This is a genomic window from Nocardia bhagyanarayanae (genome assembly GCF_006716565.1).
Lineage (GTDB): Bacteria > Actinomycetota > Actinomycetes > Mycobacteriales > Mycobacteriaceae > Nocardia > Nocardia bhagyanarayanae.
In genome coordinates, this window is the sequence record NZ_VFPG01000001.1 from 872,631 (window position 1) to 897,516 (window position 24,886).

Sequence of the window (24,886 nt, forward strand, 5' to 3'; positions counted from 1 at the left end):
CTCAACTAGTGAGCGTTCAAGACATGAATGCGAGCATTTCAGCCATTCATTTGCTCGCAGTGGACTCATAAGTTCATACCTATGACACAGCGGACAACCTCCCCCACCATCGCCGTCTACGGCGCCACCGGCCACACCGGCGGCTACCTGCTCGCCGAACTCCACCGCCGCGGCCACACCCCGATCCTGGTGGGCCGCAACGCCGATCGCATGCGCGCCGCCGCCGAAGCCGCGGGCCTGACCGACGCCGAGATCCGCGTCGCCGACCTCAGCGACCACGCCGCCCTTGTCGCCGCGTTCACCGGCGCCGACGTGGTGATCAGCAGCCTCTCCGCCTACGTGCGCAACGGCGAACCGGTCCTCGCGGCCGCCATCGCCGCGGGCGCGCACTACACCGACATCTCCGGCGAACAGCTGTTCCTGAAGAAGGTCTTCGACGATTACGCCACCGCGGCCGAAACAGCCGGTGTCACAGTTATTTCCGGTATCACCGACAACAACATCGCGGGCGACCTGCTCGCCAATCTCGTCGCGCGCCGGGTGAGCGGCCCGGCCGAGATCGTCATCAGCCACCTGAGCAAGAGCGGGGGCAACGGCTCGAAAGGCAGCGCCAAGACGGTGTTCGCCAGCCTCGACTGGTTCAGCAGCGGCGGTTGGCATTTCGCGGACGGTGAGCTGCGCACCGGTCCCGCGCGGCATCCGGAGATGACCTTCCCGGGAGACACCGCGCCCACGGCCGTCGGCAAGTTCCCGCAGCCGCCCGTGCTCACGGTCCCACGGCACACCGAGGTCGCGTCGGTGGAGGGCGTCCTCGCCGCCGAAATTCTCGGTACGCTCGGCTCTTTCACCGAGGAACTCATCGAGCAGATCCCGGACGAGCCGAGTTCGGACCTGCGCTACGAAGTGATCGTGGACGCGCACGGCGGCGGCAAAGTGGTGCGCGGCGTGGTCGATGGCGTCGACTCCTACCGCGATTCCGCCCTGCTCGCCGTCGAGATCGCGACCAGACTGGCCGCAGGCGCCGCGAAGCCGGGCGCGCTGGCTCCGGCCGAAGCGTTCGAGCCCGCCGAATTCCTCGACGCTCTCGCACGCTTCGGCATCACCTGGCGCATCGAGGAATCCTGAAGCCCCACGGCGACGGGGCATAGAGTCGGGTCATGACCGACGACCGGCCCGCACTCGCCATCGCCCTGGATCTGCAACCGCATCCCGAGGGCGGGTGGTATCGCCAAACTTGGCGCAGCCCTGTGGAATTCACGCCCGAGGGCTATCCGGGGACGCGCGCGGCGGCGACGGCGATCCACTTTCTGCTGATGCCGGGTGAGCGCTCGGCCCCGCACACGGTGCGGTCGGACGAGCTGTGGCTCTGGCACCGCGGCGGACCGCTCGCGCTCGACATCGGCGGCGAGGAGATCGTCCTCGGGCCCGATGTCGAGCGCGGTCAGCTGTTGCAGGCCGTGGTCCCCGGCGGTGTCAGCCAGGCCGCGCGGCCGCTCGGCAACGAGTACGTCCTGGTGAGCTGCATCGTCGCCCCGGGCTTCGACTTCGCGGACTTCCGGCTCGACTGAGCTGCCGCCCGTCGTCCCGAAGCCCCGCAGTCCAACGCCCGGGCCGAGCGAATGCGAGCGGAACTTACTTCGGAACCTCGATCACGCCCTCGTCGACCGCCCACTTGATGGTCTTCTCCAACTGCGGACAGGTCTCGGGACGACCGGGGCGACCGCCCGACGCGGCGAGCTCGGCGAAGACCGGGCAGTGCGTTTCGGGCGGCTCGGTCCACTGCACCGAGGTCTGGTGCGAGCTGGATTTGCGCACCAGCACCTCGCTCCGGCAGGCCTGACACCGCAACGGCGTCAGGCCCTCCTCCAGATAGCGCTGCTTGTCGACCACGGTCTGGGCCTGCACCGCCGCCCGCCGCGCGGGCTGATCGGCGAAGTCCGGCGCCTTGGCCCAGGTGGCGGCCATCAGACGCCTGCCTCGGCTTCCTTCGTCGCCTGCTCGGCCGCCTCGGCCTCGTGCTTGCGACGCAGGTTCTCCGCGACCTCGGCCTCCCACGCCTCGTTCGCCTTGGTGGTGTCCACCTCGAACTCGAAGCGCTGGGTCATCTTCTCGGTGACGTCGGCGACGTCCACGTAGAACTGGTCGTACCAGCGGCGCAGCTGGTAGACCGGGCCGTCCTCTTCGCACAGCAGCGGGTTCTCGACCTTGGACTTGTGCTTCCAGATCTCGACGTCCTGCAGGAAGCCGACGCTGATGCCCTCGGTCATCTTCTCGGCCAGCTTGTCGGCCATCTCGCCGTCGACGCCCTTCGGCTTCTCCAGCGAGATGCCCCACTGCAGCACGAACGAGTCCTGCGTCACCGGGTAGTGGCAGTTGATCAGGACGCTCTTGACCTCGTAACCGCTGTAGATGTTGATCAGCGGGTTGATCATGTACGAGGGGCCGAAGTACGAGGCCTCGGACTTCAGCAAGGTGTCGCCGCCGTACTTGGAGGCCATGCCGATGTCGGGCCTGCCCTTGGTCTCCAGGAACTGGGTGGCGATGTGCCCCTCGAAGACGTTCTTGAAGTACGTCGGGAAGGCGAAGTGGATGTAGAAGAAGTGGGCCATGTCGACCACGTTGTCGATGATCTCGCGGCAGTTCGCGCCCTCGATGAGCATCGAGTTCCACGTCCAGTCCGTCCAGCCGCTGTCGAGCTGGTCGGTCGGGTTGCCGTCCGCGTCGGTGTAGGGGCCCTCGATGTGCGGGATGGTGATCTCCGGCGGCGGCTCGTTGCCCTCGTGGTCGTGCCAGACGAACAGCTGACCGTTGCGCTCCAGCGTGGTCCACTTCCTGGTGCGCGCGAGCGGCGGAACGCGCCGCGCGTAAGGAATGGAGCTGCACTTGCCGTTGACGCCGGACCAGCGCCAGTCGTGGAACGGGCAGGCGATGTCGTCGCCCTTGACCTCGCCCATGCTCAGGTCGCCGCCCATGTGCCTGCAGTAGGCGTCGAGCACCCGCAGTTCGCCCGCGCTGTCGACCCAGACCACCAGCTTGGTACCGAACACGTTCACCGCGTGCGGCTTACCGTCCCGGAACGTCTTGGCCAGGCCGAGGCAATGCCATCCCCGCGCATAGCGGGTAGGCACCGAGCCGACATCCAGCTCCCTGACCTTGCCACCGCTCCCTTTGGGGGTAACTGCCATCGCGTTTCCTCCTCCTTCTGTACTAGAACACGTTACAAAAATGTCGTGCTCCATGCCAGCGATTCGGGTCACTTCCTGCGCATGTCCATCTGCGACCTGCGATGAACGCCGGTTCTCGACAGAAATAAGAACCTGTTCTAGTCTCAGAGACAAATGAGTACCGGTTACCAATCCGACCAGGCAGGAGCAGGTCCCGAGATGACGCAAGAAGTGACCGAGCGGGTCGAAGCGCTGTTGCCGACACTGCGTGAGCGCGCGCAGGAGGCCGAGGACCTGCGGCGCATCCCCGACGAATCGATCAAGGCGCTCCAAGAGACCGGCTTCTTCCGACTGCTACAGCCCAAGCAGTGGGGTGGATACGCCGCCGACCCGGTCGTCTTCTACGACACCGTCCGCAAGCTGGCCAGCGCGTGCGGTTCCACCGGCTGGGTGGCGGGCATCGTCGGCGTGCACAACTGGCACCTCGCGCTGTTCGACCAGCAGGCGCAGGTCGACGTGTGGGGCGAGGACACCGAGGTACGTATCTCCTCCTCGTACGCTCCGATGGGCGCGGGCACCGTGGTGGACGGCGGCTACATCGTCAAGGGCGCGTGGGCCTGGTCCTCCGGCTCCGACCACGCCACCTGGGCGGTGCTCGGTGGTCCGGTCATCAAGGACGGCAAGCCGGTGGACTTCGGCAGCTTCCTCATCCCACGCACCGACTACCGCATCGACGACGTGTGGAACGTGGTCGGCCTGCGCGGCACCGGCTCCAACACCGTTGTGGTGGAAGACGTCTTCGTGCCCAAGCACCGGTTCCTGAGCTTCCGCGCCATGAGCGAGCTGAAGTCGCCCGGCCTGGAGCAGAACCCGGACCCGGTCTACAAGATGCCGTGGGGCACCATCCATCCCACCACCATCTCCGCGCCGATCGTCGGCATGGCCTACGGCGCCTACGCCGCGCACGTCGAGCACCAGGGCAAGCGGGTGCGCGCGGCCTTCGCGGGCGAGAAGGCCAAGGACGACCCGTTCACCAAGGTCCGTGTGGCCGAGGCATCCAGCGACATCGACGCGGCGTGGCGTCAGCTCTCCGGCAACGTCGCCGACGAATACGCGCTGCTGGTGGCGGGCAAGGAGATTCCGTTCGACCTGCGGGTCCGCGCCCGCCGCGACCAGGTGCGCGCGACCGGACGGGCGATCTCCTCCATCGACAAGCTCTTCGAAGCCTCGGGCGCGACCGCGCTCGCCAACGGCACTCCGCTGCAACGCTTCTGGCGCGACGCGCACGCGGGCCGGGTGCACGCGGCCAACGATCCCGAGCGCGCGTACGTCATGTACGGCACCCACGAGTTCGGCCTTCCGGTGACCGACGGGATGGTGTGATGACCTCGACGGTGGAACTCACCTACGAATCGACCTCGCGCTACGCGCAGGTGCGGCCGGACCTGCGGCTGCACTACCACGAGGCGGGCAGCGGCAACGGGCCGACGATCGTGCTGCTGCACGGCGGCGGCCCCGGCGCGTCGTCCTGGTCGAATTTCGCACGAAACATCCCCGTGCTGGCGCAGAATTTCCATGTGCTCGCGGTGGATCAGCCGGGTTTCGGCAAGTCGGACAAGCCGGTCGAGCATCCGCAGTACTTCGCGCACTCGGCGTCGGCGCTGAAGGATCTGCTCGACCACCTGCAGATCACCGACCGGGTGCACATTCTCGGTAATTCGCTCGGCGGCGGCGCGGCGGTCCGGTTCGCTCTCGACTACCCGGACCGGGCGGGCAAGCTCGTGCTGATGGGCCCGGGCGGGCTGAGCCTCAACGCCTTCGCGCCGGACCCGACCGAGGGCGTGAAGCTGCTCTCCCGCTTCAACTTCGAGCCGACAAGGGCGAACCTCGAGGCGTTCCTGCGGATCATGGTCTTCGACCAGAAGCTGATCACCGAGGAACTGATCGACGAACGCTTCGAATCGGCCAAGACCCCCGAGGCGCTGGCCGCGACTCGCGCCATGGGCAAATCGTTCTCCGGACCCGATTTCGAGCTCGGCATGCTCTGGCGCGACGCCTACAAGCTGCGCCAGCCGGTGCTGCTGATCTGGGGCCGGGAGGACCGGGTCAACCCGCTCGACGGCGCCATCATCGCGACCAAGATGATCCCGCGGGTGCAACTGCACGTGTTCGGCGGCTGCGGCCACTGGGCGCAGCTGGAGAAGTTCCACGAATTCAACCGGCTGGCAACGGACTTCCTGTCCGGCTCCGGCAAGGAGAAGTAGACATGGGCATTCGATCGCTCGGCTATCTGCGCATCGAGGCCACCGATATGGCGGCCTGGCGCGAATACGGCCTCAAGGTGCTGGGCATGATTGAGGGCAAGGGCAGCATCCCGGACGCGCTCTACCTGCGGATGGACGAATTCCCGGCCCGGCTGGTCATCGTCCCCGGTGAGAAGGACCGGTTGCAGGTCTCCGGCTGGGAGACGGCCAACGCCGAAGAGCTGCAAGACATCCGGAATCGGTTGGAAGCCGCGGGCGTGCCCTACAAGGAGGGCAGCGCGGCGGAGAAGGCCGATCGGCGCGTCTACGAGCTGATCAGCTTCGAGGACCCGTCCGGCAACGTGCTCGAGGCGTTCCACGGCGTCGCGCTGGAGCACCGGCGGGTGGTCAGCCCGTACGGGCACCGGTTCGTCACCGAGGAGCAGGGTCTCGGCCACGTGGTGCTCAGCACCTCCGACGACAAGGCCGCGCTGGAGTTCTACCGCGACGTGCTCGGCTTCCGTCTGCGCGACTCGATGCGGCTGCCACCGCAGATGGTCGGCCGTCCCGCCGACGGCGAACCCGCCTGGCTGCGGTTCTTCGGCTGCAATCCGCGCCACCACTCGCTGGCCTTCCTGCCGATGCCGACTCCCAGCGGCATCGTCCACCTCATGCTCGAGGTGGAGAACGCGGACGACGTCGGCCTGTGCCTGGATCGCGCGCTGCGCAAGAAGGTCAAGATGTCGGCCACCCTCGGCAGGCACGTCAACGACAAGATGCTGTCGTTCTACATGAAGACGCCCGGCGGCTTCGATGTCGAATTCGGCTGCGAGGGTCTGGAAGTCGACGACCACGACTGGATCGCCAGGGAGTCCACCGCCGTGAGCCTGTGGGGCCACGACTTCACGGTGGGCCAGCGCCAGCAATGACCGACGGGGTGAGCGAGCCTGTGATGGAGACGAAACCGACCGCCGACGGCCACCCGGTGATCGATCCGCGCCAATTCCGAAATGTGTTGGGGCAGTTCTGTACCGGCATCACCGTCATCACCGCCTTCGGCGACGACGCGGCGCCGATCGGCTTCGCCTGTCAATCGTTCGCCGCCCTGTCCCTCGATCCGCCGCTGGTGCTGTTCTGCCCCACCAAGGCGTCGCGCTCCTGGGCGGCGATCGAGAAGACCGGACGCTTCTGCGTCAACATCCTCGCCGAGGAACAACAGCAGCTGTGCGCCCGCTTCGGCTCCCGCGAACCCGACAAGTTCGCCGGAACCTCCTGGCACACTTCGGAACTGGAGCTCCCGGTTTTGGACGACGCGCTGGCCACGATCCAGTGCACGGTGGACAGCGTCGTCGACGGCGGCGATCACTACATCGTGATCGGCCGCGTGCAGGTCCTGTCGGAGTCCACGGACTCCGGCAGGCCCCTGCTGTTCTACCGCGGTCAGTACACCGCCATCGAGCCGGAGAAGACGGTGCCCGCGCCGTGGCGGGCGGACCTCGACCACTTCCTCACGACGACGACGCTGGATACCTGGTTGTAGGCGTACCTCCGCCTTCGCTCCGGCCATGCGCGGACTGAGGACGGACTGCGTCCGGCAGCGCCTGCTATGCGTACCTCCGCATGCGCTCCGGCCGTGCGCGGACTGAAGACGGACTGCGTCCGGCAGCGCCTGCTACGCGTACCTCCGCATGCGCTGCGGCAGCGTCAGAAGTAGGCGTTCCCCTGGTCGGCGCTGACGAACTGCGCCCACTTCTGGGTGCCGTCGGTGTGGTCGGGGCAGGTGTTCCGGCCCTCGCGGAACGCCCGCGCCACCTCGCCCGGCGCGGGTACGCGGACAACCCTGCGCGGTCGGGACCTGATCGTGCGCCATGTGTCGGCGAGTTCGCCCAGCGTCAGCACCTCGGGGCCACCGAAATCGGGGGCGCGGCCGAGTGGCGGGCCCTGGATCAGTTCGGCGGCACGTGCCGCCACGTCCGTCGCGGCGACCGGCTGGAACCGGAAGTCGGTGGGCAGCGGCGCGATCGGGAGCCGTTCCACGCCGTACAGGACCGACGCGATCAGCTCGTGGAACTGGGTCGCGCGCAGAATCGTATGCGGCACAGAGCTTTCCGTTATGAGCTGTTCGCAGGCGAGCTTGTTGCGGTAGTACCGGAACGGGATGCGGTCGATGCCGACGATCGAGACGTACAGCAGGTGGCCGACGTCCGTGGCGGCCGCGAGCAGATTGCGGGTCTGCTCGATGTCGGGCCCGCCGAACTTACGGAAGTCCGAGGCCGCGTGCACGATGGCGTCCACGCCGTCCACCGCCTCCGCGACACCCTCACCGGTCCGCAGATCGCCCACGTGCGTGCCCGCGCCCGGCCGGCGCGAGAGAACTCGCACCGCATGCCCCTCCCGGCGAAGCAGCGCGACGATGTGCCTGCCCAGCGCCCCGGTTCCTCCGGCGACAAGAATGTTACCCATGAGTAACTGATACTCCCTCCTGGTCGCACACCACAAGTGCCGCGACTTGCGAGTCGGATTACAAAACTGCTCAATTGGTGAGCACTTATGCGCGGAGGATCAGAGGGAGAAACCATCCCAGCACCTCGGAGACCACCATGAACCAGCTCGACGGCACCGAGATCCTCGACCTCAGCGACCCCGCCGAGTGGGAGTCCTGGCTGGCCGCCAACCACGGCCGGTCGAGCGGCGTCTGGCTGAGGATCGCCAAGAAGAACGCGGCGAGCGCCACTATCACCATCGGCGAGGCGCTCGACGGCGCGCTCTGCTACGGCTGGATCGACAGCCACCGCCGCGCGCTCGATGCCGACCACTACCTACAGCGCTACTCGCCGCGTCGCCCGAAAAGCCCGTGGTCGCAGGTCAATGTCGACAAGGTGGCGGCGTTGACCGTCGCGGGCCGGATGCGCGAACCCGGCTTGGCCGCCGTTCGCGCGGCGCGAGCGGACGGCCGCTGGTCCGCCGCCTACGAACGGCAGCGCACCGCGACCATCCCCGACGATCTGAGCGCGGCGCTGGACCGGAACCCGCGAGCGCGCGGGCGGTTCGATCAGCTCGGCCGCACCGGGCAGTACGCGCTGTTCCTGCGGTTGATGAAGGCACGCAGCGAGAGCGAACGCGCCGCGCGACTGCGGCAGATGGTCGAAGAACTCGACCGCGGCGCAAGCTGATCCGCGCGTCACCGTTCGAGGAGGAACGCCGAGGCCAAGGCGACTACTTCGCGGCGACTGCGGGGGCCGTGGTCGGCGGCGAGCAGGTGTTTGCCGACCGCGAGGCTGAAGGCGAGCATGCTGCGGGCCTCGATCTCGTCGGGGTCGGAGCAGTAGGTGCCGAACAGTTCGCGGAGATACGCCATGCGTTCGTTGTCCACCCGGCGCAGGCGCTCGGCGACCGCCTCGTCGCGGCGCGCCCAGTCGCGCACGGCCAGGTCGATCGGCCGGAGGCGGTCGTCGGAGAAGGTGAGCAGGCCGGCGCGCTGGATCTTGGTGCGGGCGTCGCCGCCCTCCTGTTCGACCCGCTCGACCACCGCGCGGGTGCTCTCCCGCTCCCAGGTGTCGAGCATTTCCTCCAGCAGGGCGTTGCGGTCGGCGAAGTGCCCGTAGAACCCGCCCTTGGTGACGCCGAGCGCGGCGGCGATGCTCTCGACGCGCACGGCGTCGGGGCCGCCCGCCGCCAGGGCGGCGAGTCCCTGCTCGACCCACCGGCTGCGGGGTGTGCGTGTGACGGCGACCATGCCACCAGTATCGCCGAGGGTGTCGACACCGGGGGCGCGGCGGTCTACGATCGATAATATACGGCTACGTATAGATGAGATTACCTGCCGCGCAAGGTAATTGATGCTGCGCGTCCAACGGAGGAGGCCGATATGACGACTCCCTATCCTGTCCCGACAGCGAGGCACGAAGGGAAGATCCCCGACACCGAGCACACCGAGCGACCGTGGCGCATCCACGAGATCGCCCCCGAGTTCGAGCTGTACGACGTGTGGGCGCTGCCGACGCCGGGCGGTCCCGACGATCTCCCGCGGCTGGTCCGGCTCATCACGACCGGCGACGACACCCCGCAACCGCTGGCATTCCGGGTCCTGTTCGACATTCGCTGGAAACTGGGCGCGCTGCTCGGCTGGGACGGCCCCGACTCCGGCGTCGGCGCGCGCGTCACCTCGCTGCGCGAGCGGCTGCCCGACGATCTGCGCGCCGGGCCGCGTGGACCCGACACCGAGAACTTCCCGTTCACCTCGGTGTATCTCACCGAGAACGAATGGGCCGCCGAGATGGCCAACCGCACCGTCCACACCGTGATGCACATCGGTTGGGTGCCCGACGGTTCCGGTTACCGGGGGCAGATGGCCGTGCTCGTCAAGCCGAACGGGCTGTTCGGCAAGGTGTACATGGCCGCGATCGCGCCCTTCCGGTACACGCTGGTGTACCCGGCGCTGATGCGCATCTTCGAGCGCGGCTGGCAGCGGCAGCCCGCGTAGCCGCAGTCGGCGGAATCGCGGCGGGCGGCCGGCTGTTCGTAAGGGTTCGTACCAGCAACCCGATTCCTCGGAGGTTTCGCCCGTGCACGCCAATAACTCTCGTTTCGACGACAAGATCGCCCTGGTCACGGGCGGCACCAGCGGGATCGGACTCGCGGCCGCCCGTCGCCTGCTCGACGAGGGCGCGCGGGTGATCGTCACCGGCCGCGACAAGACCCGCCTGGACGCGGCCGTCGAAGAACTGGGCGGCGGCGAACGGCTTCTCGGAATCCGCAGTGACGTAGCGGAACTCGGCGACATCGACGCGCTGACGGACACGATCCGCGAGCGCCACGGTCGCCTCGACGTGCTCTTCGCCAACGCGGGCATCGCCGCCTTCCAGCCGACCACCGACATCACCGAGGACGAGTTCGACCGCGTCGTCGGCATCAACTTCAAGGGCGTCTTCTTCACCGTCCAGAAGACCCTCCCCTTGCTCGCCGACGAGGCGGCCATCGTCGTCAACGCCTCCTGGGCCCTGCACCGCGGCGTCCCCGGCGCCTCCCTCTACTCCGCCACCAAGGCCGCCGTGCACAACCTCACCCGCACCCTCGCCGCCGAACTGGCCCCGAGGAAGATCCGCGTCAACTCCGTCAGCCCCGGCTACATCGAGACCCCCTCCTACCGCGACAACGTCTCCCCCGAAGCCAAAGCCGCCGCCATCACCGCCGTCGCCGCCGGCCGCCTCGGCACCCCAGAGGACATCGCCGACGCCGTAGCCTTCCTCGCCTCCCACGAAGCCTCCTACATCAACGGCCAAGACCTCCTCGTCGACGGCGGCCTCATCACCGCCATCCCCGACCGCATGCTGTAGAAGCACAGGGGCCGACGCCCGGTTCGACCGATGCGAGCCGGGCGTCGGCGTGCGGTCCGGTTGGATTCGTGGTCAGGGGGTCGTGCGTGGGTTAATATAAGTACAAACTTATCGAAGGAGGTTGGTATGCCCTTGTTGACGGATCCCGCGGGGATCGCCGGGCTGGTGGTTCGGGAGGTTCGGACCGGGGAGCGGGGTGGGGAGGTTACGCGGATCGCGGTGGCGCGGCGGAGTTATCCGACGGATCAGGCGGATCTGTGGGACGCGTTGACGAATGGGGAGCGGATTCCGCGGTGGTTCCTGCCGGTGAGCGGGAATCTGGAGCTGGGCGGGAAGTACCAGCTCGAGGGGAACGCGAGCGGGGTGATCGAGGAATGCGAGGCGCCGCGGCGGTTCGCGGTGACGTGGGAGATGGGGCCGCAGGTTTCGTGGCTGGCGGTGACGTTGACCGCGAGCGAGGACGGGACGGTGCTCGAGCTCGAGCACGAAGCGCCGGTCGATCCCGAGTTCTGGGAGCAGTACGGCCCGGGGGCCGTGGGTGTCGGCTGGGATCTCGCGCTGCTGGGACTTGGCCTGCACGTGGAGTCTTCGGCGGCGCTGGATCCGGCCGAGGTGCTGACTTTCCACACCACTCCCGAGGGTGTGGAATTCATCAGGCGGGCCGCCAACGGGTGGGCGGACGCGGCGGTCGCCGACGGCGACGACCCGACCGCGGCGATCACGGCCGCGGACCAGACGGTGACCTTCTACACCACCGAGCCCGAGGACGGCGCCGGGTCCTGATGGTCGCTTCTCCGGCGAGGATCTTCGAGGCGCTCGGCGATCCGATCCGCCGCTACATCCTCGAGCTGGTCGCGGTCGAGGAGCAGCCCGCGGGCGCGCTCGTCGCGGCCGTGCAACAGCGCGCCGCCATCTCCCAGCCCGGCGTCTCCCAGCATCTCAAGGTGCTGCGCGACGCCGGGTTGGTGAGCGTGCGCGCCGAGGGCACACGTCGCCTGTACGCGCTCGACGCCGCCGGTCTGGACGCGGCCCGCGCCTGGCTGACCGCGTTGACCGAACCGCTGCACCAGTTCGCCCAGCCCCTCGATGCCCTCGCCACGGAAATCGCCCGCGGCAAACGGGCCCGGCGCACCGCCGAGCCGCCGGTCGAGCAGGCGGACAGGAACGCCCGCGGCGCCTGACCGAATCCATGGACACACCATGGCCGCGGCGGCTTGCGGGCTGCTCGAGAAGCGCTCCGGATCAGAAAGCGATGAAGAGGATCTCGTCGCGCGAGTACTCGTGTCCGGGGTGCTTCTCCGCGAGGTGCGCCTGGGTCTTGGCGACGAGATCGTCCTCGTCGGCGCCGACGATGGACTCACCGCAGGGGCAGTTCAGGTTTCGCTTCATTGTTCGTCCTAGGTCGCGGTCGGCGGGCCGCCGGCCGAAGGGATGGTGGTATCAGGGCTTCCGGGCCAGACCGGCGACGATCAGCTGCTCCCAGACGGTGAGCTCGCGAACGGCGGTCGGTCCGGTGACGGGCTCGGGCCGCCACTGCGTGACGGGGACGATACCGGGTTCCAAGATCTCGAGATCACCGAAGAGTTCCGCGATCTCCTCGTCGGTGCGCCACCGGCCGCGGCCGAAGGTGGACTGCAACTTCTGCTCCACCGCTTCGGTTTCCGCGTTGTGCCCGGACCGGAAGTGCGAGATGAAGACCGCGCTGCCGGAGGGGATCTGGTCGGTCCAGAAACGAACGATGTCCGCCGGGTTCTCGTCGTCGTTGAGGTGGTGCAGGATGGCGCTGAAAACGACGGCGACCGGCTGCTCGAAATCGATCAGCCGGATGACGTCGGGATGCTCGCGAATTCCCTTCGCGTCGCGGACGTCGGCCTGGATGACGACCGTCCGATCGTCGGCCTCCAGCAGCGCGCGCCCGTGCGCGAGGACGATCGGATCGTTGTCGATGTAGACGACTTTGGCGTCCGGTGCGTGCCGCTGCGCGACCTGGTGCACGTTGTCGGCGGTCGGCAGACCGCTGCCCAGGTCGATGAACTGCCGCAGGCCCGCCTTGGCGAGCTCGCCGACGGCGCGGACCAGCACCTCGCGGTTGGAGGTCGCGATGACCACCGAACCGGGAAGATTGATCTTGAAGTGGTCGCCGATCTCCTGATCGACCGGGTAGTAGTCCTTACCGCCGAGCAGGTAGTCGTAGACCCGAGCGATGCTCGGCTTGGACGGATCTATCACGTTCGAGCTATCGGACACGTTCGCACCCCCGACTCGCCGGACATTGTCTCCGCCCAATACTAGGAGACGCCCGCCTGCCCTGACGTCCGACTACCAAGGACCCCAGTCGAATTCGCCGACCGGCGATCCGGCCCGCGGGACCACCCGCGCGGGCCGGATCGCACAGCTCAGGCGGAAACCGCGGCCTGCTCCCGCTGCAATTCCAGCGCGATGTCGATGAGCTGGTCCTCTTGACCGCCCACGAGCTTGCGCTTGCCTGCGCGGACAAGCATCTCGGCGGCGGAAACGCCGTAGCGTTCGGCCTGGCGCTCGGCGTGCTTGAGGAAGCTCGAGTACACGCCCGCGTAGCCCATCATCAGGGCCTGGCGGTCCAGCAGGCATTCCTGCGGCATGGCCGGGCGGACGACGTCCTCCGCGGCGTCGGCGATGGCGAAGAAATCGATGCCGGTCTTGATGCCCAGCTTGTCGCAGACGCCGACTAGCGCCTCGACCGGCGTATTACCCGCGCCCGCACCGAAACGCCGTGCGCTGCCGTCGATCTGGGTGGCACCGGCGCGAATGGCGTAGATGGAGTTGGCCACCGCGAGATCGAGGTTCTCGTGACCGTGGAAACCGACCTGCGCGTCGTTGCCGAGCTCCGCGACCACCGCCGCGACACGATCGGAAACCTGTTCCAGGACAAGGGCTCCCGCCGAGTCGACGATGTACACGCACTGGCACCCGGCGTCGGCCATGATGCGCGCCTGCTTGGCCAGCACCTCCGGCGGCTGGGTGTGCGACATCATCAGGAAGCCGACGGTTTCCAGCCCGAGTTCGCGGGCCAGGCCGAAGTGCTGGATGGAGACGTCGGCCTCGGTGCAGTGGGTGGCGATGCGGCAGATGGACGCGCCGTTGTCCTGCGAGACCTTGATGTCTTCCTTGACGCCGACGCCCGGCAGCATGAGCACCGCGATCTTGGCCTGCTTGGCCGTCTGGGCGGCGATCGTAACCAGTTCCTGCTCGGGGGTTTTGGAGAACCCGTAGTTGAACGAGGAACCGCCGAGCCCGTCACCGTGGGTCACCTCGATGACCGGAACGCCCGCGCCGTCGAGCGCGGCGACGATGTCACGCACCTCGGTGGCGGTGAACTGGTGGCGCTTGTGGTGCGAGCCGTCGCGCAGCGAGGTGTCGGTGACGCGGATGTCGAGTTCTGCTGAGTAAGCCATGGGTAACGCTCCTTACACCCGGGTCGAGCTGATCTGCTGTGCCATGACCTCGCCGACCTTGGTGGCCGCGGCGGTCATGATGTCGAGGTTGCCCGCGTACGGGGGCAGGAAGTCGCCCGCGCCCTCGACCTCGACGAAGACCGAGACCTTCGCCAGGCCGCCGGAAACCACCGACGGCTCGTCGAACTGCGGTTCGTTGAGCAGGCGATAGCCGGGCACGTACTGCTGGATGTCGGCGACCATCCGGTGGACGGAGTCGGCGATCGCGTCGGTGTCGGCGTCCTCCGGGATGGCGCAGAAGATGGTGTCGCGCATGATCATCGGCGGCTCGGCCGGGTTCAGGATGATGATCGCCTTGCCGCGCTCGGCGCCGCCGATGGTCTCCACGCCGCGACTGGTGGTCTTGGTGAACTCGTCGATGTTGGCGCGGGTGCCCGGACCGGCGGACACCGACGACACCGAGGCGACGATCTCGGCGTACGGCACCGGCACGACGCGCGACACCGCCGCGACGATCGGGATGGTGGCCTGGCCGCCGCAGGTGATCATGTTGACGTTCGGCGCGTCCAGGTTGGCGCCGAGGTTCACCGGCGGCACCACGGCCGGACCCACCGCTGCCGGGGTGAGGTCCACCGCGCGGATGCCCGCCTCGGCGTACTTCGGCGCGGCGGCGCGGTGCACGTAGGCCGAGGTGGCCTCGAAGACCAGGTCCGGCAGCTCGGACTGCCCGAGCAACCAGTCGACGCCCTCGTGCGAGGTCTCCAGCCCGAGCCCGCGGGCGCGCTTCAGGCCCTCGCTCTCCGGATCGATGCCGATCATCCAGCGCGGCTCGATGACATCCGAGCGCAGCAGCTTGTAGAGCAGATCGGTGCTGATGTTGCCGGACCCGACGATCGCGGCGGTGACGGTCCCGTTGGACACGACAGGCCTCCTAGATGAATTGCAGACGGACGGAACCGAGTCCGGCGAACTCGGCGTGGAACTTGTCGCCAGGACGGGCGTCGATGGCGCGGGTGCAGGAGCCGGGCAGCACGATGTCGCCCTTCTTCAGCCGCACACCGAACGAGGCGACCTTGCGCGCCAACCAGGCCACGGCGATGACCGGATCACCGAGCACCGCGTCGCTGCGCCCCTCGGCGACCACCTCGTCGTTGCGGGTGAGCACCGCGTCGATCGACTTGATGTCGATGTCCTTCGGCGCGACCCGCTCCGGTCCGAGCACGTAACCGGCCGACGACGCGTTGTCCGAGATGGTGTCGCACAGGCCGATGTTCCAGTCCTTGATCCTGGAATCGATCAGCTCGATGGCGGGCGCGTAGGCGACGGTCGCGGCGAGCACATCCTCCTCGGTGCAGTCCGCGCCGGGCAGGTCGGCGCCGAGCACGAAACCGACCTCGACCTCGACGCGCGGGAAGAGGTAGCGGCCCGCCTCGACCGGAACGTCTTCGAACACTTGCATTTCCGCGAGCAGGTGCCCGTAGTCGGGCTCGTCCACGCCCATCATCTGCTGCATGGCCTTGGACGAGAGGCCGACCTTGTGGCCGACCACCCGCGCGCCGCTGTCGAGGCGGCGGCGGATGTTGATCAGCTGGATCTCGTAGGCGTCGACCACGTCGATGTCGGGGTATCGCGCGACCAGCGGGTCGATGGCGACCCGATCGTTCTCGGCCCGCGCGAGTTCGTCGGCGAGTTCGGTTCGTACCGCGTCGGACAGCACGCTAATTTCCTTCCACTGTTGCTTTTTCGAGGACGGCCTGTTGGCCCGCCGCGGACCGTCCCGCGCGGCGACCGGAGAAGACGCAGTCGGCCAGCGAAAGACCGCTGACGTAGGAATCCGAGCAGATGCCGACGGCGGTCCGTCCCGCGGCGAACAAGCCCGGAATGTCGTCGCCCCCGGTGGTTTTCACCGCGCCGGTGTGCTCGTCGACGACAACGCCGCCGAGGGTGAGCATCGGGCACGGGTTGGTGAGGCTCGGCTTGATCCCCACATCCAACAACCAGTACGGGCCGCTGCGCACGGGTTCGGTGAATTCGACGGGTTTGCCGACCGGGTCGGGCGTGCCGTTGGCGATGGCGCCGTTGTGCGCGTCGACGGTCGCGCGCAGCCCGGCCGGATCGATACCGGCCTTCGCCGCGACGGCTTCCAGCGTCGCGCCGCGCACCGCGTTGCGGCGCATCACCTCGAACTGGCCACGCTGGAACCAGGTCGCCTGGGTGCGGATCTGCTCGATCGCGGTGCGCATCAGCCGCGCGTCGGCGAGCAGCCAGCCCTTGCCTTCGTGCTCGTTGATCAGCTTGTTGCCGACCGCGGCGCCGTAGCGGGTCTCGTCGATCACCCGGCGGCCGCGCGCGTCGACCAGCAGCGAGCCGGTGAAAGCGCTGGGCGGCAGGATGAATCGCCAGGCCGAGACGTTGCCCATGCGGTCGGTGGCCGCGCCGGCCTGCCGCGCCAGCAGGATGCCGCTGCCGTCGTCGCCGGTGGTGCCGAGCGCGAGACCGGCGCGGTACTGCGGACCGTACTCCGCGAGCATGGCGCGATTGGCGATGAAGCCGCCCGCGCTGACCACGACGCCGCGCCTGGCCCGCACCCGGATCGTCGTGCCGTAACGGCGATCGAGCAGGTCGAGGCGCTTCTCGAGCGACTTGCGCAGCGGCGGATAGTAGATGCCCGGCTTGGCCGCGACGTTGGCCATGCGGCTGTAGCGGTCCCGGACCCGGCCGGGGGCGTCGCGCAGCGACCGGCATTCGACACCGATCACCACGCCGTTGTCGTCGGTGATCAATCGCGTTGCGGTGGTCAAGGTTTCGACGCGTACTCCGCGACGCGCGGCGGAGGCGGCGAGCGGGCCGGTGAGCTGCTTGCCCGAGGTGCCCTTGCCCTTGACGCGGTGGCCGCGCTGCGCGGGCTCGGCGACCTCGCGGCCGTAGCCGGAGACCTCGCTGCCGGAGTAGTACAGGTAGTAGCTGTCGTTCGGATACGAGGTCTTGTACGGGCAGAGCGAGGCCTCGAACGGCACGCCGTGCCCCTTCAGCCACTCGATCATGGCCGGGCTCTCGTCCACGAAACGGCGCAACGTCGCCGGTGTGACGGCCGTGCCGACCTCGCGTTCGAGATAGGCGAGCATCTGCTCCGGCGTATCGGCCACCCCCGCCTCGCGCTGCACCGACGTGCCGCCACCTGCGTAGATGATGCCGCCGGACAGCGCCGACGCGCCGCCTCCGTTGAACCGCTCCAGCACCACTACCTGCGCGCCCGCCTCCGTCGCTTCCAAGGCGGCGGACGCGCCCGCGGCGCCGTATCCGACGACGACCACGTCAGCGGTCAGGTCCCATTCGAGGCCCATGTAGTTCACTCCGGTCCGAAACTGAAACAAGTTTCCTCGACAAATGGAACGCCGAGCAAGTCTTCTGCCACACAACATAGACCAATGGCGCGTCCATTCTATAACGTGTTCTACATGACAGATCCGGTTCTCGAGCCACACAGCTACGACGTGGTGGTGGTCGGCAGCGGCGCCGCGGGCATGACCGCCGCCCTCACCGCGGCCCACCACGGCCTCAGCGCGGTCATCATCGAAAAGGCCGCGCACTACGGCGGGTCGACCGCGCGCTCCGGTGGCGGCGTGTGGATTCCCGGCAACAAGGCGCTGCGTGCGTCGGGTCGCCCCGACGACCGGGAAGACGCGCGCACCTACCTGCACAGCATCGTCGGCGACGTGGTGCCCAAGGACCGGATCGACACCTACATCGACCGCGGCGCCGAGGCCTTCGACTTCGTGCTGGACCACACACCGCTGAAGATGAAGTGGGTGCCCGGGTACTCGGACTACTACCCGGAGGCGCCCGGCGGTCTCGGCGAGGGACGCTCCTGCGAGCCCAAGCCGTTCAACCTCAAAGTCCTGGGCGCGGAGAAGGACAAGCTGGAACCTCCGTACGCCAAGGCGCCGCTGAACGTGGTCGTCATGCAGGCGGATTTCGTCCGCCTCAACCTCATCCGCCGCCACCCCAAGGGCATGATGCGCGCCATGCGCGTCGGCGCGCGCACCTACTGGGCGAAGTTCACCGGCAAGCACATCGTGGGCATGGGTCAGGCCATCATCGCCGCCATGCGCAAGGGGCTCATGGACGCGAACGTGCCGGTGCTGCTGAACACGCCGATGACGGAACTCGTCGTGGAGAACGGCGTGGTCACGGGCGTGCGGGCGCTGGTGGACGGCAAGCCAGTCGTGTTCACCGCGCGCCACGGCGTCGTGCTCGGCAGCGGCGGTTTCGAGCACAACGCGGAGATGCGCGCGAAGTACCAGCGCCAGCCCATCACCACCGAGTGGACGACGGGCGCGGCGGCCAACACCGGCGACGGCATCCGCGCGGGCATCGAGGCGGGCGGCGCGATCGACTTCATGGAAGACGCCTGGTGGGGGCCGACCGTCTTCAAGGGTGGCCGCCCGTGGTTCGCCCTCGCCGAGCGCAATCTGCCCGGCTGCATCATCGTCAACCGCGACGGCAAGCGATTCGGTAATGAGTCGGCTCCTTACGTCGAGGCTGGGCACACCATGTACGGCGGCGAATACGGGCAGGGCGAGGGGCCGGGCGAGAACATCCCGGCCTGGCTGGTGTTCGACCAGCGCTATCGCAACCGCTACATCTTCGCCGGATTGCAGCCTGGTCTGCGCTTTCCGTCCCGCTGGATGGAAAACGACAACATCGTCAAGGCCGACAGCCTGGAAGAGCTGGCGTCCGCGATCGGCGTGCCGGCGGAGAATCTGGCCGCGACCGTCGAGCGGTTCAACAAGTTCGCCGAGACCGGTACCGACGAGGACTTCGGCCGCGGCAACAGCCACTACGACCGCTACTACGGCGACCCCACGGTGAAGCCGAACCCCTGCCTCGCCGGCCTGGTGCAGGGCCCGTTCTACGCGGCCAAGATCGTGCCCGGCGATCTCGGCACCAAGGGCGGTCTCGTCGCCGACTCGGCGGGCCGGGTGCTGCGCGAAGACGGCAGCACCATCGAGGGCCTCTACGCCTCGGGCAACTGCTCGACGCCGGTCATGGGCCACACCTACGCCGGACCCGGCGCGACCATCGGACCCGCGATCACCTTCGGCTACCTCGCCGTCCTCGACATCGCCAAGCGCAAGCAGGAGCAGGCCACGGCGGCGGCGACCTCCGAGGCCTGACCGAGTGCCCAGCCCGCTCGCCGGGGCGAAGCCCGCACCGTGCCGGCCGAACTGACGCGGGCGACCGACCCCCGCCGGTCCGACCGCGACACCGGGCCACGCACCGGGCGCGCCCAGGGGCTCAGCGCAGCTCCGCCTCCCGGCGGCCGGGCTTACGGCGGAGCCGCTGTCCCGGCGAGTGGATACGGCGTTGCAGGCGGGGCGCGCCTACCCGCAGGATCGAATCGTGGGCCGGGGCGAACGAATCCGTCCACAACCATGCACAAGGAGAACTGATGCCCATCGACCCGAAGATCGCGCTCGGCGCGGAACTGCCGAGCCGGGAGTTCGCGTGGACGCCGTCGGATGTGCAGCTCTATCAGCTCGGGCTCGGCGCCGGCGCGCGGTGGACCGACGCCGCCGAGCTGCGCTACCTCGACGACCGGGAGCCGCAGGTGCTGCCGAGCTTCGCGACCGTCGCGCAGACTCTGCACGAGACCGAGCCGCCCAAGGTGAGCTTCCCGGGTATCGACATCGACCTGGCGAAGGTGGTGCACGGACACCAGGAGGTGGAGGTGCACCGCCCGATCCCCGCCGCGGGCAAGGCGACGAGCACCGGGCGGATCAGCGAGCTCTGGGACAAGGGCTCGGCCGCGGTGGTCGTGCAGGAGCACACCATCACCGGCTCCGACGGCGCGCCGCTGTGGACCACCCGCTCGTCCATCTTCGCCAAGGGTGAAGGCGGCTTCGGCGGCGAGCGAGGCCCGAGCACCAAGTCGGAACTGCCCGATCGCGCACCGGATTTCGACGTCACGACACGCACCCTGCCGCAGCAGGCGCTGCTGTACCGGATGCTCGGCGACCGCAACCCGCTGCACTCCGACCCCGAATTCGCCCGCGCCGCAGGGTTCCCCAACCCGATCCTGCACGGCCTGTGCACGTACGGAATCGTCTGCAAGACGGCGACCGACACCGCCCTGGACGCCGACGCGAGCCGCGTCACCGGTTTCCGCGCGCGCTTCGCGGGTGTGCTCTACCCGGGCGAGACCATCCGGACCCGGATCTGGCGCACCGACGGTGAACTCGTCATCGCCGCGACCGTGGTCGAGCGCGAGGACGCTCCGGTGCTCGCGGATGTCAGCCTGAAGTTCAGCTAGACCGCGTCCAGATGTCGGCGCGGTAACCCGACCGAGGGTGACCTTCAGTGCGGTGGGCCGACTGATGGTGACCTTTGGTCGCACCGGGCGCGGTCGATCGCGGCGCGAGCAGAGTTGCTGACGACCCGACGTCTGCCCGGCTAACCGGACGGCGGGCCGACCATTGCCTCCGGTCGGCTGCGGCGCGGGCCGAGTCCTTGAATCACCAAGGCGTACAACACGATCACCACGACCGGCGCGACCGCGGGAGCCCAGGCCAGACGCAGCGGCAGCAGCGCCGCGCCCACCGCGCAGGCCGCGAATCCCATCGCGCCGACGACCGAGGGCAGCGTGGTCGGCACGACGCCGATCGGCGCAGTCACGGTCGCGGTGTTCAGCAGATAGGTCGTGGCCACCAAACCCGTCGCGGCCGCGGCGAGCACACCGGTGTCGGCCCAGGCGAGCACGCCGATCGCGACGAGCACGGCGGCGACCGCGGCGGGACGGAACCACCAGCCCGCCGCCGTCAGGATCAGCGCGGGAAGGGCCGCGAGCGGCGACATCAGCAGAACCGACGTCACGAGCAGGACACCGGCGAGCACGGCCAGGAATCTGGTCATCGGCGCACCCGCACTGTCCTGCGATGTTCGGGCAGCAGGCGCATGATCTCGTCGAGCCTGGCGTCCTGCGCCCACGGCACGATGTCGACGCCGACGGTGCTCATGTCGCGATACATGGAGGCGCGTTCCAGCTGCCACATACGCGCGAGCGTCTGATCGAGTCCGTCCCGGAACGGCGTGCCGCGCAACACGTCCACCACCACCACGACGTGCCCGCGCTTGCGCAGATCGATCAGCGCGAGCGCGAACTGGGTGTCGAGCAGCGTGGAGAAGGCCACCACGATCGCGCCGAGCGGCACCGCGGCGTGCGGCGCCAGTGTGCCGGTGGTGGGGATGTGCTCGTCGCCCACATCGAGCACCGTGTCGACGATCCGGTAGAACTGGCGCCGCCCGATGTCGGGCCGCAACCAGCGCGGGCCCTGGCCGAGGCAGACGACCGCGGTCCGGTCGCCCGCCTGCAATGTCGACTGCACGACCTGGGCCGCGCCGCGCACCGACAGCTCGAGCGAATCGGTCGCGGGGCCCGGCGCCTGCTGCGAGGTGTCGACGAGCACGACGACGTCGGCGGACCGGTTGGTCAGCCGCTCGGTGACGTAGAGCCGCCCGCGCCGGGCGCTGACCGGCCAGTTCACGATCCGCAGCTGGTCACCCGGCGCGTAGGCGCGGATGTCGGCGTATTCCACGCCCGGACCGTGTCTGCGGGTCAGATGGGTGCCGAGCCGTTCCGGAAGTTCGGTGCGCGGCAGGCGCATTCGCTGCGGATCGGTCACCGGGTAGACGAACAACTGGCCCGCGGGCAGTATCGCCGTCGCGACGGCGAGCCCCGCCGGGCTGAGCGCGGACACCCGCACCGACACCGGGTAGCGACCCCAGCGCCCGGCCGAGAGAGCCAGCCGCAGCCCGGCGGGCGCCGCCCCGGAGTCGCTCGCCTCCTCGATCTCGACCCCGAGTCCTTGCACCGTCTGCGGTTTCAGGCGCAGCAGCGCGTGCCCCGCCTCCACGAAGGCGGCGACGGTGAGCACCACCTCCTCGGTCTCGAAGCAGCGCAGCGTGCCGCCGCCGTCGACCTGGATCCTGGTCCGCGACTGCTGCCACGGCGCGGTCGCGAGCACGCCGAGCAGCGGCGCGGCGAATACCACCAGCTGCCACCGCGCGGCGACGACCGCGACCACCAGCGCCACCGCCGCGCAGCAGGCCAGCATGTACACCAGCGGCGCTGGGCGCCACCGCAATTCGGCCTCGACGGTGGCGCTCGCGTCGCGGTGCCTGGAGCGGGTCATGTCACGGTGGCGCGCGGGACCGGAAGGCGGCGCAGCAGTTCGGCGATAACGTCCTCGCCGCGAATCCGGCGCACCCACATCTCCGGGCGCAGCGTGATCCGGTGCGCCATGGCTGGAATCGCCAGCGCCTTCACGTCTTCCGGGATGACGTAGTCCCGGCCGAGCAGCAGCGCGCGGGCGCGCGACATCTGCACCAGATCCAGTTCGGCGCGCGGACTCGCGCCGACCTCGACCTGCGGGTGGCCGCGGGTCGCCCCCGCCAGTGCGACGACGTAACCCACCACGTCGGGATGCACCGTGACGTACTCGACCGACTGCCGCATCTCCAGCAGCCCGTTGGCGTCGACCACCTGACCGACCTGCGGCGGCGTCGCGCCACGCTCGAGGCGTCTGCGGATCATCTGGGTCTCGTCGTGCTCGGAGAGGTAGCCGAGCCGCAGCTGGATGGCGAAGCGGTCCAGCTGCGCCTCGGGCAGCGGGTAGGTGCCCTCGTATTCGATGGGGTTGTCGGTGGCGAGCACGATGAACGGCTGCGGCAGCGGGAAGGTCTCGCCGTCGATGCTGACCTGTCCCTCCGCCATCGCCTCCAGCAGCGCGGCCTGGGTCTTCGGCGGGGTGCGGTTCACCTCGTCGGCCAGCAGCACGTTGGTGAAGACCGGGCCGCGCCGGAAGTTGAACCGGCCCGAGTTCATGTCGTAGATGGTGGAGCCGAGCAGGTCGGCGGGCAGCAGATCGGGGGTGAACTGCACCCGGGTGAAGTCCAGGCCGAGCGCGGCGGCGAAGGATCTGGCGATCAGCGTCTTGCCGAGTCCGGGCAGGTCCTCGATGAGGACGTGCCCACCGGACAGCACGGCGATCATGATCAGCTGTAGTTCGTCGCGCTTGCCCACGACGACGCGGCCCAGCTCCCGCAGCACCGCCTCGGTTCGCTGGACGGTCACGTCCAGTGGCATCGTCATTTGTCTACTCGCACTCGTCAACCCATTTCACATTCTCTGCAGGCGGCGCAGGATCTCGTCCAGTGCCGCCCGACCCGGTGCGCGCGTCGTCTGATCGCGCAGTGCCGAGTTCGCCGGATCCACCCAGCGCCACAGTTCCGGTCCGAACTGCAGAATCCCGGCCGCTTCGGTCGCCCTGCGGTTCTTGGCTACCCGCATGCCCGTGGACAACTCGAATTCCTTGGCGAGCAATGGCCGCAGGTGCCGATCCCAGTCGGCCCTGCTGCCGTCGGCGCGGTCGGCCAGCATCTGCGCCCGCGCCTGCCAGCGGTTCAGCATTTCCAGCGGGCCGTTCTCGATGTCGTCGGCGCGGTCGTCGCCTTCCGCGTTCCCGCGCTCGCGCAACGTCAGGATCAACTGGAACAGCGCGAGGGCGACCGGGACGGCGGCGAGCAGCAGCATCGCACCGCGCGCCTTGCCGAACGCGACCAGTTCCAGCACCACCACCGCGACGATCGCGGCGGCCGCGATCCCGGCCCTGTTCATCCGGCCACCACCACCTCTCCTTGCAGGTCGGCGAGCACGATGCGCAGCAGTTGTTCGGCGCGCATGCGCTGCCACTCGAGCATCGAGTGCGGGCTGAACCTGGCCTCCTCGAAGAGCGCGACCAGCTCGCGGGCGGACGCGTCGTGCAGCGCGCCGCGCTCGAAAGCGCGGGCCAGCACTTCCATCGGGGTGTCGGAGGCCAGCGGTGCGGCCGCGCGGTCGACGGCCAGACCGCGCTCCATGGCGACATAGCAGGCGATGATGGCGTCGCGCGGCTCCTGGCCAGGCGCGTTCATCGCGGCAAGACCCATTTCGGCGGCCCTGGCGAGCGAGTCGACGGCGGTCGGCGGCGCGGGTGTCTCCAATGGCGGCGCGGCGACCGGCTTGCGGCGGGCCGTCGCGGCGACCACCACCAGACCGACCAGCGCGACACCGACCAGGACGCCCGCGCCGACGATCGTCAGAACCAAACTGGTTCCGGTCAGGCTCTCGGCTCCGCCGGGCTGGGGCGGCGGCGTGGTGGGGAGGTGTTCGGGCGGCGCGCCCTCGCCGGTGGCGGGTGTCGGCTCGGACGGCTGCACTTCCCTTCCGACGCCGACGAAGAACACGGCGGAGGCGGCGGCCAAGACCAGCGCGAGCCCGGCCAGCGCCGCGAGCACCAGCAGACCGACCCGGCCGAGTCGCCATTGGGGGCGTTCCTCCGCACGATCGACTTCGGGCATGGCGAGCGGCAGCCGGTGCTGGCTGGCGATCACTCCCGCGATCAGGATCACCACCGAGACCGTGAGCAACACCGGCATCAGCGCCAAGGCGAGCGCGGAGGGGCCCGAGCGACGATCAGCGGTCTCGACCACGCCGGGAATGTGCCCGCGCAACGCGATGGCGGCAACGGCCAGCAGCGTGATCAGCACGATCACGCGCGATATCGCCGCTCGCGCCCGGACCACCAGCGTTTACCACCAAACCTCGGAACTGCTCGAATCAGCCACATAGTTACATGCCGAACGGTCCGCTCGGGAGCGAATCGAATACT

The 24,886-nt window shown here is 68.8% G+C and carries 28 protein-coding genes; 13 read left to right on the top strand and 15 right to left on the bottom strand.

Annotated features, from left to right (window positions below):
• Positions 1-81: 81 nt before the first annotated feature.
• Together FB390_RS03340 and FB390_RS03345 are read left to right on the top strand one after the other, a co-directional pair.
• Complete coding sequence (locus FB390_RS03340; RefSeq protein ID WP_185756931.1) at positions 82-1,125, top strand: saccharopine dehydrogenase NADP-binding domain-containing protein; 1,044 nt, start codon at positions 82-84, stop codon at positions 1,123-1,125.
• Between the two features lie 32 nt (positions 1,126-1,157).
• Positions 1,158-1,568, top strand: a complete 411-nt coding sequence (locus FB390_RS03345; RefSeq protein ID WP_141807624.1) for a cupin domain-containing protein — start codon at positions 1,158-1,160, stop codon at positions 1,566-1,568.
• 64 nt (positions 1,569-1,632) lie between these two features.
• Here FB390_RS03345 and FB390_RS03350 read toward each other — a convergent pair whose 3' ends face one another.
• Both FB390_RS03350 and FB390_RS03355 read right to left on the bottom strand, forming a co-directional pair.
• Positions 1,633-1,965: a hypothetical protein gene (locus FB390_RS03350; protein WP_141807625.1), complete on the bottom strand. Its 333-nt coding sequence runs from the start codon at positions 1,963-1,965 to the stop codon at positions 1,633-1,635.
• On the bottom strand, positions 1,965-3,185 hold the full coding sequence (locus FB390_RS03355; protein ID WP_141807626.1) for a 3-ketosteroid-9-alpha-monooxygenase, oxygenase component: 1,221 nt from the start codon (positions 3,183-3,185) through the stop codon (positions 1,965-1,967). Before FB390_RS03355 ends, FB390_RS03350 begins: the two co-directional genes overlap by 1 nt.
• A 198-nt stretch (positions 3,186-3,383) precedes the next feature.
• Between FB390_RS03355 and hsaA the strand changes: the two genes are divergently transcribed.
• Genes hsaA through hsaB form a run of 4 tightly spaced genes read left to right on the top strand, consistent with a single transcriptional unit; the run spans position 3,384 to position 6,947 of the window.
• Positions 3,384-4,547 (top strand): 3-hydroxy-9,10-secoandrosta-1,3,5(10)-triene-9,17-dione monooxygenase oxygenase subunit, encoded by a 1,164-nt coding sequence (hsaA, locus tag FB390_RS03360; protein WP_141807627.1) that lies wholly within the window; start codon positions 3,384-3,386, stop codon positions 4,545-4,547.
• Positions 4,547-5,428, top strand: coding sequence for a 4,5:9,10-diseco-3-hydroxy-5,9,17-trioxoandrosta-1(10),2-diene-4-oate hydrolase (gene hsaD / locus FB390_RS03365; RefSeq protein WP_141807628.1), 882 nt, complete (start codon positions 4,547-4,549; stop codon positions 5,426-5,428). The genes hsaA and hsaD overlap by 1 nt, the downstream gene beginning before the upstream one ends.
• A gap of 2 nt (positions 5,429-5,430) precedes the next feature.
• On the top strand, positions 5,431-6,336 hold the full coding sequence (gene hsaC, locus FB390_RS03370) for an iron-dependent extradiol dioxygenase HsaC (protein ID WP_141807629.1): 906 nt from the start codon (positions 5,431-5,433) through the stop codon (positions 6,334-6,336).
• Between the two features lie 23 nt (positions 6,337-6,359).
• Complete coding sequence (hsaB, locus tag FB390_RS03375) at positions 6,360-6,947, top strand: 3-hydroxy-9,10-secoandrosta-1,3,5(10)-triene-9,17-dione monooxygenase reductase subunit (RefSeq protein ID WP_141807630.1); 588 nt, start codon at positions 6,360-6,362, stop codon at positions 6,945-6,947.
• A gap of 164 nt (positions 6,948-7,111) precedes the next feature.
• Here hsaB and FB390_RS03380 read toward each other — a convergent pair whose 3' ends face one another.
• Positions 7,112-7,870 (bottom strand): SDR family oxidoreductase, encoded by a 759-nt coding sequence (locus FB390_RS03380; protein ID WP_141807631.1) that lies wholly within the window; start codon positions 7,868-7,870, stop codon positions 7,112-7,114.
• A 137-nt stretch (positions 7,871-8,007) separates the two neighbouring features.
• Between FB390_RS03380 and FB390_RS03385 the strand changes: the two genes are divergently transcribed.
• Positions 8,008-8,580, top strand: a complete 573-nt coding sequence (locus FB390_RS03385) for a YdeI/OmpD-associated family protein (RefSeq protein WP_141807632.1) — start codon at positions 8,008-8,010, stop codon at positions 8,578-8,580.
• Positions 8,581-8,588: 8 nt separating this feature from the next.
• On the opposite strand, the gene FB390_RS03390 is transcribed toward FB390_RS03385, so the two are convergent.
• Positions 8,589-9,143: a TetR/AcrR family transcriptional regulator gene (locus tag FB390_RS03390; protein ID WP_141807633.1), complete on the bottom strand. Its 555-nt coding sequence runs from the start codon at positions 9,141-9,143 to the stop codon at positions 8,589-8,591.
• Positions 9,144-9,275: 132 nt separating this feature from the next.
• Between FB390_RS03390 and FB390_RS03395 the strand changes: the two genes are divergently transcribed.
• The 4 genes from FB390_RS03395 to FB390_RS03410 all read left to right on the top strand — a co-directional run bounded on the left by FB390_RS03395 (position 9,276) and on the right by FB390_RS03410 (position 11,924).
• Complete coding sequence (locus tag FB390_RS03395) at positions 9,276-9,890, top strand: DUF2867 domain-containing protein (RefSeq protein WP_141807634.1); 615 nt, start codon at positions 9,276-9,278, stop codon at positions 9,888-9,890.
• 82 nt (positions 9,891-9,972) lie between these two features.
• A complete protein-coding gene (locus FB390_RS03400) occupies positions 9,973-10,743 on the top strand; it encodes an SDR family NAD(P)-dependent oxidoreductase (protein WP_141807635.1) in 771 nt (256 codons plus the stop codon).
• Between the two features lie 126 nt (positions 10,744-10,869).
• Positions 10,870-11,526: an SRPBCC family protein gene (locus FB390_RS03405; RefSeq protein WP_141807636.1), complete on the top strand. Its 657-nt coding sequence runs from the start codon at positions 10,870-10,872 to the stop codon at positions 11,524-11,526.
• A complete protein-coding gene (locus FB390_RS03410) occupies positions 11,526-11,924 on the top strand; it encodes an ArsR/SmtB family transcription factor (RefSeq protein ID WP_141807637.1) in 399 nt (132 codons plus the stop codon). The genes FB390_RS03405 and FB390_RS03410 overlap by 1 nt, the downstream gene beginning before the upstream one ends.
• Positions 11,925-11,985: 61 nt before the next feature.
• Here FB390_RS03410 and FB390_RS03415 read toward each other — a convergent pair whose 3' ends face one another.
• From FB390_RS03415 to FB390_RS03440, 6 genes are all read right to left on the bottom strand, one after another.
• Positions 11,986-12,132: a DUF1059 domain-containing protein gene (locus FB390_RS03415; protein WP_141807638.1), complete on the bottom strand. Its 147-nt coding sequence runs from the start codon at positions 12,130-12,132 to the stop codon at positions 11,986-11,988.
• A gap of 51 nt (positions 12,133-12,183) precedes the next feature.
• Complete coding sequence (locus FB390_RS03420; protein WP_141807639.1) at positions 12,184-12,990, bottom strand: SAM-dependent methyltransferase; 807 nt, start codon at positions 12,988-12,990, stop codon at positions 12,184-12,186.
• A gap of 149 nt (positions 12,991-13,139) precedes the next feature.
• Entirely contained in the window at positions 13,140-14,177 is a 1,038-nt protein-coding gene (gene dmpG / locus FB390_RS03425; protein WP_141807640.1) for a 4-hydroxy-2-oxovalerate aldolase, read from the bottom strand.
• A 12-nt stretch (positions 14,178-14,189) separates the two neighbouring features.
• The gene (locus tag FB390_RS03430) at positions 14,190-15,098 is read right to left on the bottom strand and encodes an acetaldehyde dehydrogenase (acetylating) (RefSeq protein ID WP_141807641.1); all 909 of its coding nucleotides are present in this window, start codon (positions 15,096-15,098) and stop codon (positions 14,190-14,192) included.
• Between the two features lie 10 nt (positions 15,099-15,108).
• Positions 15,109-15,894, bottom strand: a complete 786-nt coding sequence (locus FB390_RS03435; protein ID WP_141807642.1) for a 2-keto-4-pentenoate hydratase — start codon at positions 15,892-15,894, stop codon at positions 15,109-15,111.
• Position 15,895: 1 nt separating this feature from the next.
• Positions 15,896-17,521: an FAD-binding protein gene (locus tag FB390_RS03440; protein WP_141811515.1), complete on the bottom strand. Its 1,626-nt coding sequence runs from the start codon at positions 17,519-17,521 to the stop codon at positions 15,896-15,898.
• 114 nt (positions 17,522-17,635) lie between these two features.
• On the opposite strand from FB390_RS03440, the gene kstD reads away from it, so the two are divergent.
• Positions 17,636-19,354, top strand: a complete 1,719-nt coding sequence (gene kstD / locus FB390_RS03445) for a 3-oxosteroid 1-dehydrogenase (RefSeq protein WP_141807643.1) — start codon at positions 17,636-17,638, stop codon at positions 19,352-19,354.
• 275 nt (positions 19,355-19,629) lie between these two features.
• On the top strand, positions 19,630-20,490 hold the full coding sequence (locus tag FB390_RS03450; RefSeq protein WP_141807644.1) for a MaoC/PaaZ C-terminal domain-containing protein: 861 nt from the start codon (positions 19,630-19,632) through the stop codon (positions 20,488-20,490).
• A 140-nt stretch (positions 20,491-20,630) separates the two neighbouring features.
• Here the strand turns inward: FB390_RS03450 and FB390_RS03455 are convergent, their stop codons facing one another.
• Genes FB390_RS03455 through FB390_RS03475 form a run of 5 tightly spaced genes read right to left on the bottom strand, consistent with a single transcriptional unit; the run spans position 20,631 to position 24,770 of the window.
• Complete coding sequence (locus FB390_RS03455) at positions 20,631-21,089, bottom strand: hypothetical protein (RefSeq protein ID WP_141807645.1); 459 nt, start codon at positions 21,087-21,089, stop codon at positions 20,631-20,633.
• Entirely contained in the window at positions 21,086-22,369 is a 1,284-nt protein-coding gene (locus tag FB390_RS03460) for a DUF58 domain-containing protein (RefSeq protein WP_141807646.1), read from the bottom strand. The genes FB390_RS03455 and FB390_RS03460 overlap by 4 nt, the downstream gene beginning before the upstream one ends.
• A complete protein-coding gene (locus FB390_RS03465; RefSeq protein WP_141807647.1) occupies positions 22,366-23,328 on the bottom strand; it encodes an AAA family ATPase in 963 nt (320 codons plus the stop codon). The genes FB390_RS03460 and FB390_RS03465 overlap by 4 nt, the downstream gene beginning before the upstream one ends.
• A gap of 27 nt (positions 23,329-23,355) precedes the next feature.
• On the bottom strand, positions 23,356-23,853 hold the full coding sequence (locus FB390_RS03470; protein ID WP_141807648.1) for a hypothetical protein: 498 nt from the start codon (positions 23,851-23,853) through the stop codon (positions 23,356-23,358).
• Positions 23,850-24,770, bottom strand: coding sequence for a DUF4129 domain-containing protein (locus FB390_RS03475; RefSeq protein ID WP_141807649.1), 921 nt, complete (start codon positions 24,768-24,770; stop codon positions 23,850-23,852). The genes FB390_RS03470 and FB390_RS03475 overlap by 4 nt, the downstream gene beginning before the upstream one ends.
• Positions 24,771-24,886 lie beyond the last annotated feature (116 nt).